At 47.6% G+C, this 18,510-nt stretch carries 13 protein-coding genes; 1 reads left to right on the forward strand and 12 read right to left on the reverse strand.

Going from position 1 to position 18,510, the window contains the following annotated elements; genetic code table 11:
- Positions 1-355 precede the first annotated feature (355 nt).
- A complete protein-coding gene (locus D0Y50_RS11370) occupies positions 356-1,135 on the forward strand; it encodes a coiled-coil domain-containing protein (RefSeq protein WP_108567168.1) in 780 nt (259 codons plus the stop codon).
- 1,069 nt (positions 1,136-2,204) lie between these two features.
- Here D0Y50_RS11370 and D0Y50_RS11380 read toward each other — a convergent pair.
- The 12 genes from D0Y50_RS11380 to D0Y50_RS11435 form a co-directional block, all read right to left on the reverse strand.
- Entirely contained in the window at positions 2,205-2,675 is a 471-nt protein-coding gene (locus D0Y50_RS11380; protein ID WP_117317042.1) for a hypothetical protein, read from the reverse strand.
- A gap of 44 nt (positions 2,676-2,719) precedes the next feature.
- A complete protein-coding gene (locus tag D0Y50_RS11385) occupies positions 2,720-3,133 on the reverse strand; it encodes a hypothetical protein (RefSeq protein WP_117317044.1) in 414 nt (137 codons plus the stop codon).
- A gap of 689 nt (positions 3,134-3,822) precedes the next feature.
- Positions 3,823-5,700, reverse strand: coding sequence for a methyl-accepting chemotaxis protein (locus D0Y50_RS11390; protein WP_117317046.1), 1,878 nt, complete (start codon positions 5,698-5,700; stop codon positions 3,823-3,825).
- A 25-nt stretch (positions 5,701-5,725) separates the two neighbouring features.
- Complete coding sequence (locus tag D0Y50_RS11395) at positions 5,726-6,499, reverse strand: hypothetical protein (protein ID WP_108567164.1); 774 nt, start codon at positions 6,497-6,499, stop codon at positions 5,726-5,728.
- Positions 6,500-6,820: 321 nt separating this feature from the next.
- Positions 6,821-7,090, reverse strand: a complete 270-nt coding sequence (gene rpsO, locus D0Y50_RS11400) for a 30S ribosomal protein S15 (protein WP_108567163.1) — start codon at positions 7,088-7,090, stop codon at positions 6,821-6,823.
- 117 nt (positions 7,091-7,207) lie between these two features.
- A complete protein-coding gene (truB, locus tag D0Y50_RS11405) occupies positions 7,208-8,182 on the reverse strand; it encodes a tRNA pseudouridine(55) synthase TruB (protein ID WP_108567162.1) in 975 nt (324 codons plus the stop codon).
- Positions 8,183-8,578 carry a 30S ribosome-binding factor RbfA gene (gene rbfA / locus D0Y50_RS11410; protein ID WP_108567161.1) on the reverse strand — a complete coding sequence of 132 codons (396 nt, stop codon included), beginning with the start codon at positions 8,576-8,578 and terminating at the stop codon, positions 8,183-8,185. It abuts the gene before it with no gap.
- 83 nt (positions 8,579-8,661) lie between these two features.
- The gene (gene infB / locus D0Y50_RS11415) at positions 8,662-11,295 is read right to left on the reverse strand and encodes a translation initiation factor IF-2 (protein WP_108567160.1); all 2,634 of its coding nucleotides are present in this window, start codon (positions 11,293-11,295) and stop codon (positions 8,662-8,664) included.
- A gap of 24 nt (positions 11,296-11,319) precedes the next feature.
- A complete protein-coding gene (gene nusA, locus D0Y50_RS11420; protein WP_108567159.1) occupies positions 11,320-12,813 on the reverse strand; it encodes a transcription termination factor NusA in 1,494 nt (497 codons plus the stop codon).
- A gap of 46 nt (positions 12,814-12,859) precedes the next feature.
- On the reverse strand, positions 12,860-13,318 hold the full coding sequence (rimP, locus tag D0Y50_RS11425) for a ribosome maturation factor RimP (RefSeq protein ID WP_117317048.1): 459 nt from the start codon (positions 13,316-13,318) through the stop codon (positions 12,860-12,862).
- 298 nt (positions 13,319-13,616) lie between these two features.
- Complete coding sequence (locus D0Y50_RS11430; protein WP_117317050.1) at positions 13,617-14,609, reverse strand: response regulator; 993 nt, start codon at positions 14,607-14,609, stop codon at positions 13,617-13,619.
- A gap of 2 nt (positions 14,610-14,611) precedes the next feature.
- Positions 14,612-17,962, reverse strand: a complete 3,351-nt coding sequence (locus tag D0Y50_RS11435) for an MHYT domain-containing protein (RefSeq protein WP_332308350.1) — start codon at positions 17,960-17,962, stop codon at positions 14,612-14,614.
- Between the last annotated feature and the right edge of the window lie 548 nt (positions 17,963-18,510).

Genomic DNA, 18,510 nt, shown 5'->3' on the forward strand with positions numbered 1-18,510 from the left:
TAGTAGTTAAGCATACCCTGGCACATCCCTATAAACTCTGCCTGTAAAGCAGATTAGTTGAGTTTTAGGTACCTCATTTGCCAAGCTATTGCGGCCTGGTTTGGCGTGATATGGCAATATTGCATGCAACTTGCTTGCTACCATCGACCTTTAGAGAGATAAGATGTAGCAGGCCACCGCGTATAGATTCAGGTAATGGAATTTATTTGGAGCGACGGCCGGCCCTGGGGTCTTGGGTAGGATGACCGGCGCGCCCGGGTGCATTATCCGAAAGTATGGTATTGGCACACAATTCACGCTAACATGCGTTACTAAGTGCTAATTTCGCCAGAATAAACCAGAAGTTAAGAGAGTTATGGCAAACGATTCCAGAAACGATGATTTCCCTACCATCCGGTTAGATGAAGAAGATCGTCGCGATTATGAAAAAAAGCGACACACTGCAGCGCATACTATCAAGCCTGAAAAGGGTCACAAGGCTGATCCCCAGGGTTCTGAGCCGCCCCCTGCAGGGAAAAGCGGCGCCAGTACACTTTGGGTAGTATTAGCATTGTTGGTAGCCTTGGCAGGTGTTGGAGGGTGTTACTATCTGTATACACTATTGCAGCAACAGCAGGCGGTGGCGGCCCAAGCTGAAGCGCGCATCAGTGAACTGGAAAACAAATTGTCGGCGACCGATGAAGAAATGGGTCAGTCTACCGTTGCATTGCAGGTTAAAGTTAATGAACTGGGCCAAAAGTCAAAAGAGCTTTGGGAACAAATGGATAAGCTTTGGGCCTCGGCGTGGCGTCGCAACCAAAAAGACATTACAGATCTCGGCGATAAGGTAAACGGTATGCAAAAAACCTTAACTGGGTCCATTTCAACTGTAGCAGAAGATGTCGAAACGCATCAAAGCCGTTTAACCTCTATGAAAAACCAGTTAGCTTCTTTGGCTGATGAAATTCTGGCGCTTAACGTAGCGTTAGATCAGGCAAATAACGAGAAGCAACAGCAGCAACAAAGTGTGAAGAACGTTAACGATAAGCTAAGCGTTCTGGAAAAGCGCAATAATACACTGGCTAGCCGGATAAGCTCTATGGAAAGTGAAATTCGCGATATTGCAACAAAAGTAGTCAGTACGCCGGGTGGGTAGGCTCCACCAAATTAATAGGCTGCTTACGTTCTAGTAGGTAGTGCTATCGCTGTTTGCTTAATATTTACTATATAGCCGCTAACTTGCGTTAGCGGCTTTTTTATTGCCGGTCGCCTCGGCCCCAAAAAACAATTAAATAGCCTGCCCTTTCTTTGCCAAGTTCCCTACGCAATTTACCGCCACCACGCCCCGGTGGGCTCATCAATAACGGCCTGGAAGCGCCGGCCATTTCCGCTATTCAGGGCCGCTTATGCGGGGCTATTATGTAATGTAACAAGGTAAAGCAATAGCGCATTAAATGATGGCGTCTTGCCCCAGGCATAAGTTTGGCACCCGCTTATTGAAAAAGCGCGCGCTGCCCGAGATGATGGCGATAACGGGCCTGGGCGGGAAGTTAGGGGTTTAAAGTGGAAGCCAGGGAGCTGAGAAAAATGGTTACCATTATTTATCTCGCACGTTATTGCATAGTGCGGTATCGGTTATCTACTGGAATAAGGTGATTTGCAGGTATCCATACTTTGCCATACTTTGCTATTATTGGGCCGACCTCGGCAAACGACAAAATGAACATCTGCCTTTATTAATAATAACCGCCAATATTAATCAAAACTTGCCAAATTCTGCCGGTATTAAAGGCGCGTATGTAATAAAGAATGGACTGCCCATTCGCTATATAAAGAGGGGAGTCATCCTAATAAAGCTACCCCTTATTGAAGTAGGTATAAATCCAGCGGATACAAAAAATTAGCATTGTATCCCCTGCTTATAATAGACCTTGCCCCACTTGTTCACTTGATTGCCGACCCCTTAGGTTAAAACAGTGCTTTCATCTCATCGCATCACTGTATTTACCGGGCTATCGTCTGGCATCCAAATAAAATACTGATCATTTAACCGGAGGATAGCACCAGTAACATCACGGAGCAGTGATTTCCATTGAGTGGGCAACCAGAGTATCACCTTCTTTGCTAAAGAAAACCTTCGCTTCACCTGCCCCGTATTCAAAAATTACTGAGTCGGAAAAACTAAAGGATGATTTCCCGCCTTTTTTAATAACCTCATCTTTCGACTAACCATAATAAAAGTCCTTCACTGCCCACTCTTTTCGAACAATGTAGTCTTCTGCAAGCAAACCAGGAGATATGATCACCTTGTACACCCGTGAACCGATTGTTTCTATAAGTGTATTAGCATCAATCAAATAGAATGTATGGCCGTGAAATTCGCGGGTTCGGCCTAACGCCATTGGTAATAGCTCACTTATCTCAATTTCCTGGCCTGCTTTCTTGGTGCTTAAAGCACTATCTAATTTACTCAGGCGCTGGTTTGCCAGGTCGCTAAAATCAAATGTTGGAATTTTTCCCGCCGTGGGCGACATTAGCGTAAAACCTTCCACCTCCAGAGCTTTATATTCCTGATTATTTTTCAAATATTTTTCTGTGTGCACGTTAAGTTGTGTTTCTTCGCTGATGCCTTCCCGGTTAGCATTAGCGATAATTTCACTTTCGACATTGTCACCTTTACTATATTTGTCGAACAACTGCCACTGCCGCTCATCAAAACGCTCGTCGAATTCAAGATAATTTATAAACTCGTTATTAAAATAACCGGCTCTGAAGAAGCTCTAACCAGGTTGTTGTTTTTAAATTGAAACCAATGCGATCTGCCATAGGCAAGTACAACAAGATCCCCTACCGGGCCGAAGCGAAAAGAGGGTGTGCCGAACTTATTTTCGACCTCATGGATAGTCGCGCCAATTCGCACCCCGTACACGCCAGTGAACGATATCGTATAATTATCACCTAAATCTGGCGTAGCATTTTCTTCTGGCAATGTGTGGAGGATTGTTTTGCCGGGGATATGTATCGTTAAGTTATTTTTTATAGAAACCCCGATACTGTTATCTGGCTCTTTATTCTTATCAACGGCAGCTACTGTTGATGCTGTAAAAAAGAAGATTAAGCTAAATAATAATTTCAGCACACACGATTTTTTCATATTACATTCCATTGTTTTTTCACTATAAAAATAGGTTAATTAGCGAAAGTAGTTACCCTGTTAACCATCGGTTTTTGCTAAGGCGAACAATCCATATTACATTCTATTTACCAAAATACCATAGCATTGCAAAACGCCTCGAGGGTTTAAAAACCAGGCAGTTACTTGCCTGCGTTTTACCTTTTGACCGGCCGAAATCCCCGCACGTATACCTTGTTCATGTAGGCTGGCAGTACCAGATTAACGGCGATGTTCAACAAACGAACGCTTTGGTGCATAGTGAATGACTATTTAAAAAACAGTATCCAGCCTGAGCAACGTTGGTTTATTGGTAACGTTCTCAACCGTCCCCATTCGACCTTTACTCACCGCTGATAATAAATTTAGCACTCCACACCCGCCTTTTGGGTTTAATGCTTCGCGTAGTTGCCACTCTATTTACCTTTTTCGCGACAGGAGGGGAATTTAATTTAAAGAATCGGTTGGGCCGCGGGTAGCTTTCGCGCTTTTCAGAGGCCAACATCTGCGGTATTTATGTACAGTAGACTTTGCTGTCTTACACCCGATTTGCGCTATGCGGCAGAAGCGAAAAAGACAATGTATAGCGACACATTGTCTTTTCGCTGAATTAAATGCGCTTTTTAAGCTCTTGGCCGTTTAATAGCAAGCTGTGCTGGACAACATCCAGTTTATAGTGTGAAGCGGCCTATAGTGTGGTTAAGCGCTTTGGATTCTTTATCTAATTCATTAACCAACGCAAAACTGGTTTGCATGCTACGCGAGGTTTCCTGGGCGGTTTGTGAAATTACTGATATATTTTGGCTGATCTCATTGGTAGCAGAAGCCTGTTCCCGGGTAGCGGTTGCCACATGGGTATTAACTTCGGTTAGACGGGCTACCTGCTGCGAAATATTCTCAAGCGCCTCTACACAGGATATAAGATATTGGGAAGTTTCCCGGGTACTGGCACTACCTTGCTGTATATCATGTACGGTTTCTGATGCTTTAGTATTTAGCTCAATGATCATGGTATTAATTTCTTCGGTTGACTCGTGGGTGCGTTTAGCCAAACTCCGCACTTCATCTGCTACAACCGCAAATCCTCTGCCCTGGTCGCCTGCTCGGGCCGCTTCAATGGCAGCATTCAAGGCCAGTAAGTTAGTTTGATCAGAGATGCCTCTGATGACTTCCAGGATCCGGGTAATGGAATCAATACTTAACGAAAGAGCGTTTACCGAGTCCACCGACTTACTCATCAGGGCGTCCAGTTTTTCTACATTTTGCATAGCATCGTTAATCGTCGATGCACTACAAGATACATGCTCTTCGGTGGTGCTAGCCACATCACTGGCGCCTTGGGCACTATTGGAAATTTCTTTTACGGTCAGGTTCATCTCTTCTACCGCAGCCGCTACCGAATGCGTACTGTTGCTCTGCGTCTGGGTATAAGATTGCGCTAGCTCAATTTGTTTGTATACGTCTATGGTTATATCTTTCACATGGTCAGCGCTATGCGATACCTGGCGGAACATCTGCTGCAGCTTTTCCACAAAAAGATTAACCTGACTGGCTAACGCACCTATTTCATTGCGCTGTTGAATATTAAGTCGGGCGGTCAGGTCGCCGTCTTTTTCATTTAGCGCCGTCACCGCGTTAGTAATAGTTTCAATAGGCTGGAAAATCAGGTTAGAAAGAAATTTTACTACTATTGCTCCCACTGCAATGATGAGCAGGGCAATCACTATGTTAGTCAACACCGCGTCACGCAATGGCCCGTAAAGTTGTGCCGAAGGCACCTCTGTAACAACATACCAGTCAATAGTGGAAAGCTGCATAGCCAGTTGCGTAACGTCCTCGCCGTCGACTGAAAATTCTCTGGCTTGACCGGTTATTTGGGCGACTGGCACCCGGGTCCCGCGTTTGTTTTTGTCAGGGTGTAGCTGAATTACCCCTTCGGCATCCACTAAATACACGATTCCTGCTTTACCTACTGTATAAGAGGCGATAAGCGCTGACATGGCCTCCATTGACTGGCCGATACCCGCCAGACCAATACGCCTTCCGTTTTCTACAATCGCATAGTTGATAAAGGCGGAGGCAACATTGGTTGCTTTATCAATATCAATCGATACTTCATAGGGCACGTCAGCATTCATGAACTGATAAAACCAAGGATCCTGATTTTTTGTTACCACCCGACTTAACCCGTTGTGGGTATAATAATTACCGCTATCTGCTGCCACCACGTAGGCACTGATAGCATTATTTTGTTGCTTTAAGGTGGCTAAATGGCGGTTGAGTAGAGCCCGTTCTGATACTGGCTCCCCCGTGGTCAGCCAGCGCTTGATATATTCGTTGTGAGCCAGTGTTTTTGACGGTGCAATGGTTTTAAGTAAGTCGAGTTCCACCGCGTTTTTTATTTCACGTAATGAAGTGGGCAGATCTTCCTGCTGAACTTTATCGGTTAAAAAGGTGGTCATAGACCAAGCGAATACGCTGATTGAAATTACCACCGGAATAACAATCGCGGCAAATAAAACGCTATAAAGAAGCTGCTTAAGTCTCATAACTTTCCGTCTTTACTAAGAAGGGTTAAAAACGCCACACGGCAAGAAGTTGTACTGCACTCTCATCTTCGTTAGTGCCAAGCTTGTTGTTCCAGTATTGGTATTCCATGCCAATAAACAGCGTTTCTTTCGGCGCACCAAGTAAATTGGCGGCGTCCCAACGCAGCTGTACCTGTGTTAACAGCCAGTCTTTTACTTCAACGCCAGGGATTTCAGTGGTACGCGAAGCGATATATTCGGCGTGTCCTTCAATATAAAATTGCTGTTCATAGAGGGCCAGCGGATAACGCCACGCAACATCAACCATCATGCTGTTAGCTTCTTTGGGAGCGCCCCCGCCCTCAATTCCACGGCTATCGTCAATATAGGCGGTTACCAGCGTATTGAAAAAACTGAACCCCGGTACGTTCCAGTTTACTTGCAGGCCAGGCAGGTATTTTAATACCTCCACATCTGGGCCGGCATTCACCCCCATCACCAGACCGATATCTGACACTACCCCATGATAGTGCGCATCGAACAGTTGCTGGCTACTAAAAAAGGGATACCATTCCCCGTACAAGGTGTCTTCATCCTTGGTACGAGCATAGTCTATAAAGAAAAAATTGCTGCCATATTCCCAGCCGCTAGCATGCTGTAGCGTTATTACGGTGGTATCAATAGTGGTATTGGTGTTAATGGCGTAAGGCTGGTTTAGCTGGCCACGCTGTAAGTGAATTTCTGTTTCGCTCCAGGTGGCAGCAGCTGCACTGCAGGTAACAAAGGGCAACACGCCCCACAGTGTATGTATCAACCGCATAGATTATGTCCTAACTAACATCACGTAAGGGCGCGCATTATAGGTACTTAGTTTTAGAAATCTATGGCTTGAGGTCAGTTTGTAAGACAAATTTGCGCATCGCATTTGCCACCTATGTATGAAATCGCGAATCTAAGATCGGCAGCATGCAAATTCGCCGCAGCGCTTGTAAATAAAGGGTTTACCCGAGGTGTATTTAACGTAAAAAAAGCAGGGAAGAAGAAAATGGTGCGCGCTTAGCCGCCTGGGTTCTTGCCAGCAAGACACAAAAAAAGCGCTCCTCAGAGCGCTTTTTAGCAAACATCTACAATGCAGACTATCTTAGCGACGGATACCCAGACGCTTAATCAGGTCAAGATAACCCTGAGCATTTTTACCTTTCAGGTAATCAAGAAGCTTACGACGTTGGCTAACCATGCGTAACAAACCACGACGAGAGTGGTGATCTTGCTTATGGGCAGCGAAGTGAGACTGAAGCTTGCCAATGTTGTGCGTTAACAGGGCAATTTGTACTTCAGGTGAACCAGTATCACCTTCTTTTACGCCATATTCGGCAATGATGTTCGCGGTTTCTGCTTTAGTTAGTGACATAGTGTTCTCCTAATGGAAGTTAAAGTTGGCCGATCACTAATTCAGCCAACTTATGAAGAGCGCGTATTATAATGACGCAGCCGCTCGACGCAAGAGTAAATTCTGTTTTACGCTTATTTAATCGAGCACCACCCGTCTTTTAGGACTGACAAACACCCTATCGGAGCCTCTGGCGGAAGGCTGGTCCATGGGCGCCACTACCCCTTCGCCTACCCCTAGAAACTGTTCATCAGCCTCCAGAGTACGTACCTGATAAGCCTGTCCGGCTACCGGGCTGATTCCTTGCATGTCTACCACGCTTTGGCCGCTTTCAAAGCGTTTGCGCTGGGCCGAATCAACAAATACAACCGGTAAGCGGGCCACTGCTGTTTCCATAGGTACCAATAAAGCATCCAGCGAAGCTAAATCGGGGTTATCCTCTGCCCCTCTTAACTGCTCTATCTGTTCTAGCGTCACCATTTTTGCAGTAGGATAATCCGCCACTTCGGTACGATGCAACCGCGTAACATAGGCGCCACAACCTAGTTGTTGGCCAATATCGTCCACTAATGAACGAATGTAAGTGCCCTTACTGCATTTCACCCTAAGCTCAACATCGGGCAGCGCCATACGGATAATTTCCAGCTCAAATATTTCGATGTCGCGCGGTTCTCGCTCTACTTCAATGCCCTGCCGGGCATATTGATACAGCGGTTTGCCCTGATATTTAAGTGCAGAAAACATTGAGGGGATCTGCTTACTCTTACCTAAAAAGCTCATACACGCCTGGGTCACCGCCGCTTCTGTTACAGTAACAGCTTTGCGTTCAACCACTTCGCCGTCAGCATCACAGGTAGTGGTACGCACCCCCAAATGTGCAGTAACCTCGTAGGCTTTTTCTGCTTCAAGCAAAAACTGCGAAAATTTGGTTGCTTCGCCTAAACAGATAGGCAGCATTCCACTAGCCAGAGGGTCCAGGGCCCCGGTATGGCCAGCTTTTTGGGCCTGGAATAACCAGCGCACCTTTTGTAGTAATTGGTTTGACGAGCCACCCACCGGTTTGTCTAATAGAACAATACCATTGACTGGGCGGCCCTTACGACGTTTTGCCATTTACTCCTGCTCTTCGTCTGTCCCTTGATGTCTGGCCTCATCTTTGGCCACTACGTCTGATACCAATGAGGATATACGCAATCCTTCAGTAATCGAGGTATCTTCAAAGAAATGTAAATGGGGAACCGAGCGCATTCTCAGGCGCTTAGCTAACAGGCTTCGCATAAAGCCTTTATTGTCTTCCAGACGCTTAATCTGCGCTTTACCATCGACATCTTCGCCATAAATAGTGACAAAGATTTTGGCATGCGCAAGATCGCGTGAAATCTCAACATCAGATACCGTTATCAACGGCATATCACCTATACGATGTTTGTATTCGTTTTGAATAATACTGGCGACTTCTTTGTGTACTTGCTGACCTACCCGGTCAGTACGGGAAAATTCTCGTGCCATGCTAACAACTCCTCTATAGGGCGCACAGACAAAAACGGGGGCGCCAGGCCCCCGCTTTAATTGCTTGTACGCGCGGCCGCTGATTAAATCTCGCGGGCGACTTCAATCACTTCGAACACTTCGATTTGGTCACCGACCTTAACATCGTTGTAGTTCTTAACGCCGATACCACACTCCATACCGTTACGTACATCTTGTACGTCGTCTTTGAAGCGGCGCAGCGATTCAAGCTCACCTTCATAGATTACAACGTTTTCACGCAGTACCCGGATCGGTGCGCTACGCTTAATCACACCTTCGGTAACCATACAACCGGCAATTGCACCCAGTTTAGGTGACTTAAATACGTCACGTACTTCTGCCAGGCCAATGATTTCCTGTCTGAATTCAGGTGCCAGCATACCACTCATGGCCGCTTTAACTTCATCAATCAGGTTGTAGATAACACTGTAGTAGCGCAAATCGATTTCTTCAGCTTCCAGTACGCGGCGAGCAGATGCATCAGCACGTACGTTAAAACCAACCACGATAGCACCCGAAGCAGCAGCTAATGTAGCATCAGTTTCGGTGATACCACCTACACCACTACCTACAATATTAACCTTAACTTCACTGGTAGATAAGTTCATCAACGACTCAGCGATAGCTTCTACCGAGCCTTGTACATCGGCTTTCAGCACGATGTTCAACTCGCTTACTTCACCGGTAGCCATGTTGGCAAACATGTTTTCCAGCTTCGCTTTTTGCTGGCGAGCCAGTTTCAGTTCACGTTTTTTCTGATGACGCTTAGAAGCCACTTCACGCGCTTTACGCTCGTCGCGCACTACGGCGGCGTCTTCACCTGCCACAGGCACACCAGATAAACCCAGTACTTCTACTGGTGTAGAGGGTCCAGCAAGTTTAATGTCGATACCGTTTTCGTCGCGCATAGCACGAACCCGACCGTACTCTTCACCACATAACAGAATATCACCTGCACGTAGCTCGCCTTCCTGAATCAATACCGATGCAACCGGGCCACGGCCTTTGTCTAAGCGGGATTCAATAACAATACCGCGTCCAGGGCCTTTCGCAACAGCCTGCAAATCTAACAATTCAGCTTGCAGATTGATGGCTTCAAGCAGCCCCTCAACACCCATACCGGTTTTCGCCGACACATTACAGAACTGGTGCTCACCGCCCCACTCTTCTGAAATAACGTCCAGCTGTGAAAGCTCAGTTTTAACCCGGTCCGGATCCGCTGACTCTTTATCCATCTTGTTAACCGCAACAATCAAAGGTACGCCAGCAGCACGAGCGTGCTGGACTGCCTCTTTGGTTTGCGGCATTACGCCATCATCGGCGGCAACTACCAGAATAACGATATCGGTCGCCGTGGCACCGCGGGCCCGCATAGCAGTAAAAGCAGCGTGTCCAGGGGTGTCCAAAAACGTAATTTCGCCGTTATCTGTCTCAACCTTATAAGCACCAATATGCTGGGTAATACCACCCGCTTCGCCAGCAGCCACTTTAGCGCGACGAATGTAGTCAAGTAGCGATGTTTTACCGTGGTCAACGTGACCCATGATAGTCACTACAGGGGCGCGTGATGTTTTATCACCACCTGACCCATCATTGGCTAACAATTCTTCTTCAAGAGCATTGTCATTTACCAGTTCGTACTTATGACCCATCTCTTCAACCACCAGTACGGCAGTATCCTGGTCAAGAACCTGGTTGATAGTTGCCATCTCACCCATTTTCATCATGGCTTTGATAACTGTGTTAGATTTAACTGCCAGACGGCTGGCTAGTTCGCCGACCGTAATGGTTGCACTTAGTTTTACAACACGCTCAACGGGTTGAGCGGGTTTATTAAAGCTCTGCTTCAAATGTTCTCCTGCGTTTTTCTTCGACTTCTTACGACGTCGAGAAGTGCGCTCTACCTGCAGATCATCTTCATCTTCTGCTTCCTGAGCATAACGATTAGAGTGCAGATGCACTTCTTCAGCTTCCTGGCGCTTACGTAGCTCTTCTTCTTCTTTCCAGCGACGTTCGTTTTCTTCGGCCAGCTTACGCGCTTCTTCTGCTGCACGCTTCGCTTCTTCTTCGTATTTCTTCTGCGCTTCCGCTTCTTGCGCTTTACGCAGACGCTCTTCTTCCTGACGGGCAGCTTCGGCTTCAGCCTTTTCTTCTGCTGTCATTTCAACTTCAGGTGCTTCTACCTTATTCGCGGTAGCTTGCTCAGCCGCCGCTTGATCAGCTGCATTTTTCTGTGCAGCCTGCTTGGCTTTCTCAGCGTCTTCTGCTGCTTTTTTCGCTTCTGCTTCCAAACGTGCTTTTTCCTCAGCCTGACGCTTCGCTTCAGCAGCCTGCGCTGCTGCTTTTTCTTCGGCTTCTTGCTGCAGGCGGGCTTCTTCTTCAGCACGCTTCTGCTCATCTACGTCACTACGCTTAACATAAGTACGCTTTTTACGCACTTCTACTTTCACTGACTTGGACTTGCCTGTATTCAGTGTGCTGGTTGTTTTACGCTGCAGTGTCATGCGGCTTGGCTCGCTATTGCCAGCGGCGCTACCGTGCTGCTTGCTCAAATGGTCAAGCAGTTGTCGTTTTTCGTCTTCGGTCACTTGCTCGTTGGCACCTTTGGTGATGCCGGCATCTTTAAACTGAGTAACCAGACGGTCAACGGTCGTTCCAATGTCACTGGCGAGCTTTTCTACAGATACTTCTGCCATTACGTGTTTATCCCCTTGTTGACCTTATTCTTCATTAAACCAAACGAGATTTCGGGCTGCCATAATCAACTTACCGGCGCTGTCTTCGTTTAGTTCATCAATATCGCTGATATCATCGGTACCCTGTTCAGCCAGTTCTTCCAAATCGGTAATTCCGCGGCTGGCGAGTACATAAGCGACATGTTTGCTCATACCTTCTAAATTCAGTAAGGCTTCTGTAGGCTCATTACTTTCCAACGATTCCTCGGTGGCCAGGGCCTTAGTGGTCAATACTGCACGGGCACGCGTACGCAGTTCTTCAACCATATCTTCATCTAGCCCGTCAACGGCCAGAAGTTCGCTAACCGGCACATAGGCCACTTCTTCCAGCGTACTGAAACCTTCGTCTACCAAAACACCGGCAAACTCTTCGTCAATGTCCAGATACTGAGTAAATAGCTGTAACACTTTGGAATTTTCTTCTTCGTGCTTCGCGTTCAGATCGTCAATTGTCATGACGTTCAGCTCCCAACCAGTCAATTGACTGGCCAGACGCACGTTCTGTCCACTACGCCCGATGGCTTGCGCCAAGTTATCTGCTTCAACGGCCACATCCATGGTATGGCTGTCTTCATCAACGACAATAGAAGCAACTTCTGCCGGTGCCATTGCGTTAATAACGAACTGCGCAGAATTTTCATCCCACAGCACGATATCAACCCGCTCACCGCCAAGTTCGCCTGATACTGCCTGTACCCGTGAACCACGCATACCTACGCACGCGCCGACCGGGTCAAGTCGCTTATCATTGGTTTTAACTGCGATTTTAGCCCGTGAGCCTGGATCGCGAGCAGCAGATTTTATCTCTAATGTCTCTTCAGCAATTTCGGGCACTTCAAGGCGGAAAAGTTCCACCAGCATATCCGGATGAGTACGGCTAATAAACAATTGCGCACCCCGAGCTTCAGGACGGATAACATACAGTAACCCACGTACCCGATCGCCTGGACGGAAGGTTTCACGCGGCAGCATGTCGTCTCGGTAAATAACGCCTTCTGCGTTATTCCCCAAATCCACAATAATATTGTCGCGGTTGACTTTTTTAACCGTACCGGTCACCAGCTCGCCTACTTTATCTTCATATTCGGCGATCATTTGTGCACGTTCAGCTTCACGTACTTTTTGTACGATAACCTGTTTCGCGGTCTGCGTAGTTATGCGGTCGAATTTAATAGATTCAATCTGCTCTTCCACATAATCGCCGAGCTGTAATTCAGGCTCGTCGACCTGCGCCGCTGATAACGTAATTTCTGCATACGGATTGGTTTGTTCCTGATCATCTTCAATCACTAACCAACGTCGAAATGTATCAAAATCACCTGTACGCTGATCTATACTTACCCGTACTTCTATATCGCCTTCGTTTTTCTTCTTGGTGGCACTGGCAATGGCAAATTCCAATGCTTCAAAAATTTTTTCCCGCGGCACTTGTTTTTCATTTGAAACGGCTTCCGCCACTAACAAAATTTCTTTATTCATGTTCGCCTCACTAATGCTTCCTGATCTGAAAGCGCGTGCTGTTCCGTTAGTCGAATGTGGGAACAACGTTAGCTTTTTCGATATTCGCCACAGCTAACTGGAACTGCTGGCCATCCACTTCAATACTTACCGTACCGTTTTCGCAGGCAAGTAATGGTCCCTTAAAGTTACGTCTGTTATCCATGGGCATTGTCAGACGAATCTGAACTATTTCACCAACCGCCTGAGCAAAATGCTTCTCTTTGAACAGCGGTCTGTCCAGCCCGGGAGAGGAGACTTCCAGGTTGTATTCAGTGCTTATGGGATCTTCGACATCAAGGATCGCGCTGGCTTGATTACTGACTTCCGCACAATCATCTACGGTGATGCCATTTTCATGATCAATAAAGACCCGTAAAATTGAATGTTTACCGGCACGAACAAACTCGATGCCTACAAGTTCGAAGCCTAATGCCTCTACCGCTGGATCCAGCATGTCGGTCAGCTTATCTTCAAGCTTTGCCAATCCTAACCTCCAAAAACAAAAAAAGGGCCTTAAGCCCAACTGATAAAATAAACCCTGTCCGAGCAGCTACGGCTCATCGTCAATACAACAAAAAGCCCCGGACCAGCGGGGCTTTTTGGAAAAAAACTGAACCCAAACTACCAGACTGGCAGTTGCACACATTTTCCAAAGCCTGCCTTCTTTCTGGCTACTTCAAAAAACGGCTGGAATATCATCATGTAGTAACCAGTACTACTCATCCCAGCTGGTTATGTGCGCATAGTATACTGGCTCTGGCCTGAGTTGGCAACCGATGCCCCTACTCATCTTTCCATTGCGCCTTAATTAATAATAAGGCGTCTAAATTTTGTTCTAACAGGTCGATAAGCACGGGTTCAAAGTGCTTACCTTTTTGTTCTTTCATTACTGCCAGGGTATTTTCCACTGTCCAGGCTTCCTTATAAGGACGTTTACTGGTTAGGGCATCAAACACATCAGCCACCGCCACAATCCGTCCTTCCACGGGGATTTGTTCCCCTACCAGACCATTAGGATAGCCACTGCCATCCCATTTTTCATGATGCGTAAGGGCTACCGACTTGGCAATTTGCAACAAGCGGGAGTCCGCATCCCCAAGAATTTCGGCGCCAATATGGGGATGGGTTTTCATAATGGCAAATTCTTCATCTGTCAGCTTACCCGGTTTAAGCATAATACTGTCTGGTATGCCTATTTTGCCAATATCATGCATTGGCGCCGCATGCAGTAACACATCTGCCTGCGCCGGGGTAAACCCGTATGCCAGGGCCAGGACGCGGGCATAATGACTCATCCGCATTACGTGCATACCCGTTTCGTTGTCTTTATATTCTGCCGCCCGGCCCAAGCGTTGGATCACCTGCAAGCGGGTCCGTTTAAGCTCGTCCGCTTGCACCAACGATAAATGGGTTTTAATTCTGGCCAGTACCACCGTAGGTGAGACAGGTTTAGTCACATAATCGACACCGCCTGCTTCAAAACCTCTGGCCTCATCATGCTCGTCGCTTAACGCTGTGACAAAAATAACCGGAATGCTGGCAGTAACGCTGTCTGCCTTTAACTGCTTACAGGCATCAAAGCCCGTCATTCCCGGCATCATAACATCCATTAAAATAAGATCAGGCAATTGTGAATGGGCTAACCGGATTGCTTCTTCGCCATTTTTGGCGAAGACCAGATTATAATACGGGGCCAACAGTTGCTTTAGCACCCGCAAGTTTACCGGTTCGTCATCTACCAGCAGTAAGGTAGCGTTACGTTCCATGTTAAGCATTGTCATACCTCCTGCGCCGTGGTATCAATTTTTTCCAGCAGCGAATGTAATTTAGTGGCTGCCTGGTCAAACTCAAAATCGTCTATAGCGGCTAAAATTATCGCCACATCTTCACTGAATGGGCCACCAGGCATCGCCTGTAAATGAGCCAGTTCATCTTCATCCAGGCGGTTTTGCTCCACACTGGTATACAGTTTCTGCAATACCTGCTTAAGCGGCCGGACATCAAAATCGCTCCCCTGCTGCGCTGTATTCTCCTGCACCTGGTCTAGGGCGAGTTGAGGCAGGCTGGTCAAATGGCTTACCTGAATACCGATAATCTCAAGCAGTTCATTTAATTTCGTTGTATTTGTCGCACTTTGTTCAAGCTGTTTAAAACTGGTCATCAATAAGGTTAGCCCAAGATTCCCGCTTACGCCTTTAAGGCCGTGACTAATGGTTTTGACCTCGGCGGTATCGGCCATCGCCGCGGCCTGCTGGAGCCGGGTAAACGTAGCGTCAAAAGTACGCAGGAACCGTTGTATTTCATTAATATGGGCGGCTTTGCTGCCCCACAGCATTTCACCTTTAGACCAGTTAATTACCTGCGCTTCTTCGGCCTCTTTTTCAGGCTGGCGCTGGTTTGCTTGCGCCTCTGTTAATATCCCCAGTACTCGGGCCATTTCCCGGTTTAGCTGGTCGTAGTCGATGGGTTTGTTGGCAAACCCTTCCATGCCTGCCGCTTCTGCGGCTTTTTTATCTTGCACCAACACGCTGGCGGTTAACGCGATGATAGGGACTCTTGACGCTTTTTCCCGGGCTTCGAAGTCTCGTCGTTGACGCGCCGCACTTAAGCCGTCCAATACCGGCATTTGTAAATCCATTAAGACCAAATCAAAGGCGTGCTGGGCCATTTTATCGACCGCCTCAGCGCCGTTTCGGGCGACATCGATGGTATGGCCATGACGGGTTAATAATAGGGAGATCAGATCTACATTTTGCTGAATATCGTCCACTACCAAAATATGCTGTGGGGGTAACTCAATGGTACTATTACCAAGCGCACGTTCGGTGTGACTAGCAGTTTGTAATGGAATCTCGAAGTAAAATTCAGTCCCTTCGTTTAGCCGACTTCTGGCCGAGATAGTGCCGCCCATCAGCTCTACCAACTGTTTGCTGATAGTGGTACCCAGCCCGGTGCCTCCGTATTTACGACTCATAGATGCGTCGGCCTGGGCAAATGCGTCAAACACCCTGGCGACCTGGTCCTCGCTCATACCAATACCGGTATCGCTGATAGTAAAGCCAATCCGATTGTAGGGCGCCGGGCCGACTTTCAACATAATGCGCCCCTGACTGGTAAACTTCACGGCATTCCCAATCAGGTTACCTAATACCTGACGTATACGCTCAGGTGCACCGTGATAATGCGTATCCAGTCCATCTTCTAAAACAATTTCCAGCTCCAGCGACTTACGTTTCGCTTCAAGCCAGAAAGTGCTCACCACCGTATCGATTTCTTCAGTTAATACAAAATCACGGAAATCCAGGTCTAACTTGCCTTTATCCAGCTTCGCGCTATCTAAAATATCATTCAACAAATGCAACAACGAACGGGCAGACCGGTTAATCGTAACCACATGTTTGTGTTGTTCATTGTTTAGCGCTTCATCGAGCATAATGTCGCTAAAGCCGATAATAGCATTCATCGGTGTGCGTATTTCGTGGCTCATATTGGCTAAGAAAGCAGAACGCGCCGCTGCCGCTTGCTCGGCGGCTACCTTAGCCTCCACCAACTCATCTTCCATCATCCGCCGTTCAGTAATATCGAAAATAAAACCATCCAACCAGCGCGTCCCGTCTTCTTCATTGATTACGGCTACACCCTGTTCACGGAACCAACGAATAGAACCATCACGATGTATTATCCGGTATTCAAGCGTAAACGATTCTGACGCGCTAATGGCTTTTTCAGCGGTCTCGATATCCTCTGGATAAAAAATATCTGAAAAACAACGGGTCGGGTTAGGCAGTACAAAGTCACTGGCTGGATAACCTGTCATACTCTCTACCGCATCGGTAATAAACAGCATAGGCCAGCCGGGTTTGTCTAAGCAGCGATACGCCAGCCCGGGAACATTATTGAAAAACGAACGGAACTTGGCTTCATTACTGCGAAACTCTTTCTCCATTCGGATTCGTTCGCGTATATCACTCAAAAACGCTACATAATAATGCTTGTCGGCTACGCGGGTGTGCCCCACCCCAATCCTGATAGGGACCAGGTGGCCATTTTTATGGCGCGCCTGACGGTCGCGATTCCCGCCCATCAGCTGGTTTTCTAAGGGAGTCACACCCACCGAGGTGAGTATAGGATCGTAAATGTGGCGTCGATGTTCGGGAATAAGCATGCGCATGCTATGGCCTACCAGTTCCTCGCGGCTATAGCCGGTAATGTCGGTCACCGCTGGGTTGGCGTTTAAAATAGTACCGTGCCCATCAAAGGTTAAGATGCCATCTACCGCGGTATCCATCATGGCCAGCAAGGTACGGCGGCTCTGCTTGGCTTCCTCAGAAGCATTGCGAAACTTAACTAACAAACTGACCCCAAGCGCGATAGTAATAAAAACCACTATAAAAAAGGTTACCGCGGAAGCAAGAAAGACTGACATCTGGCCTTCCTGTTCGGGCACTATCACCCCTGGCGGTGCGACAAAACGGGCCGCCGACATACCGATATAGTGCATTCCACATATCGCCAGGCCCATTACCACACTTGCTAGTACAGTGACCCTGGCGGTACTGCGTGTAAACCAGCGAATTCTGGCCAGCCCAAAGCGAATCCAGATAGCCAGCATCGCCAAGGCAACGGCTACAATAATAGATAAACCAAATATGGTGGGGTCGTAGCGTAACAGCGGGGCCATATCCATGGCTGCCATGCCGGTATAATGCATGCTTCCGATACCTGCCCCAACTAAAAACCCACCCATATATATCTGGCGCGGCTCGATAACGTCGCGGGTAAGTAAGCCAAGGGCCACCCAGGCCGCCAGCCAGCCGGGAACAAACGACAATAAGGTAGTCCACCAGTCGTAATTTATAGTGGTACACAAATCAAACGCCAGCATACCCACAAAATGCATGCCCCAGATCCCTGTAGCCAGCGCCAGGCTGCCTACAATAAGCAACATATGTTTTTGTAAAGCACTGGATGAGGAAGCCGCCTGATTGGCCACGGTAAATGCCATAAATGAGGCGAAGACCGCAATCCCTACGGACAAGGACACAAAGGTGGGGGAATAGTTACCTATGATTACTGAAGCGCTTGCCGGTGTACTAAAAAACGCGGCTAGCCACTCTAAAAACATCATTTACCTGCACTTCCTTTATCTCGGTTATTAACCCGTTACCACACCAGGTAACCCGGGGACACATTTGTCTTGCTCAGCGATGCGCGAGTCAGCTTACTGCGTAACCCTGCTGATATATGGCCTCGCAAGCATTGCCACTTACCTGAGAGCGCCGCTGCTAACAGCGTCTTGTTGGTGTAACGGCAGCTACACCGATTTCTGCATAGTTATTTTGGCGGTAAAATAGCCGCCCGCTCGTTTGAGCTGCGTTGCCCTCGTGCAAGCGCTATCATTCGTCCCCATTAAGGGGTAAGCAGACCAGCCATACGCCATGGCCAGCCCTTCCCAGGGCACCTTCTATATTCAGTTTATTGTCAATAAAGTCCCACCGATCCCTGGCTTTGCTATGGCCGGGTCAGCCGCCTTCAAATACCCCATGCTACGCCGTAGCTAAAATACTTATTTCGTTCTTAGCCGCCAAATTATCGGACCGCGGGATACAGGTGTAACGCTGAATTGACGATACTGTACCAATGGTCGCCTGGTAGTGAGGTATCAAACTTAAACGG

Source organism: Salinimonas sediminis (assembly GCF_003429285.1).
Classification (GTDB): Bacteria; Pseudomonadota; Gammaproteobacteria; order Enterobacterales; family Alteromonadaceae; genus Alteromonas; species Alteromonas indica.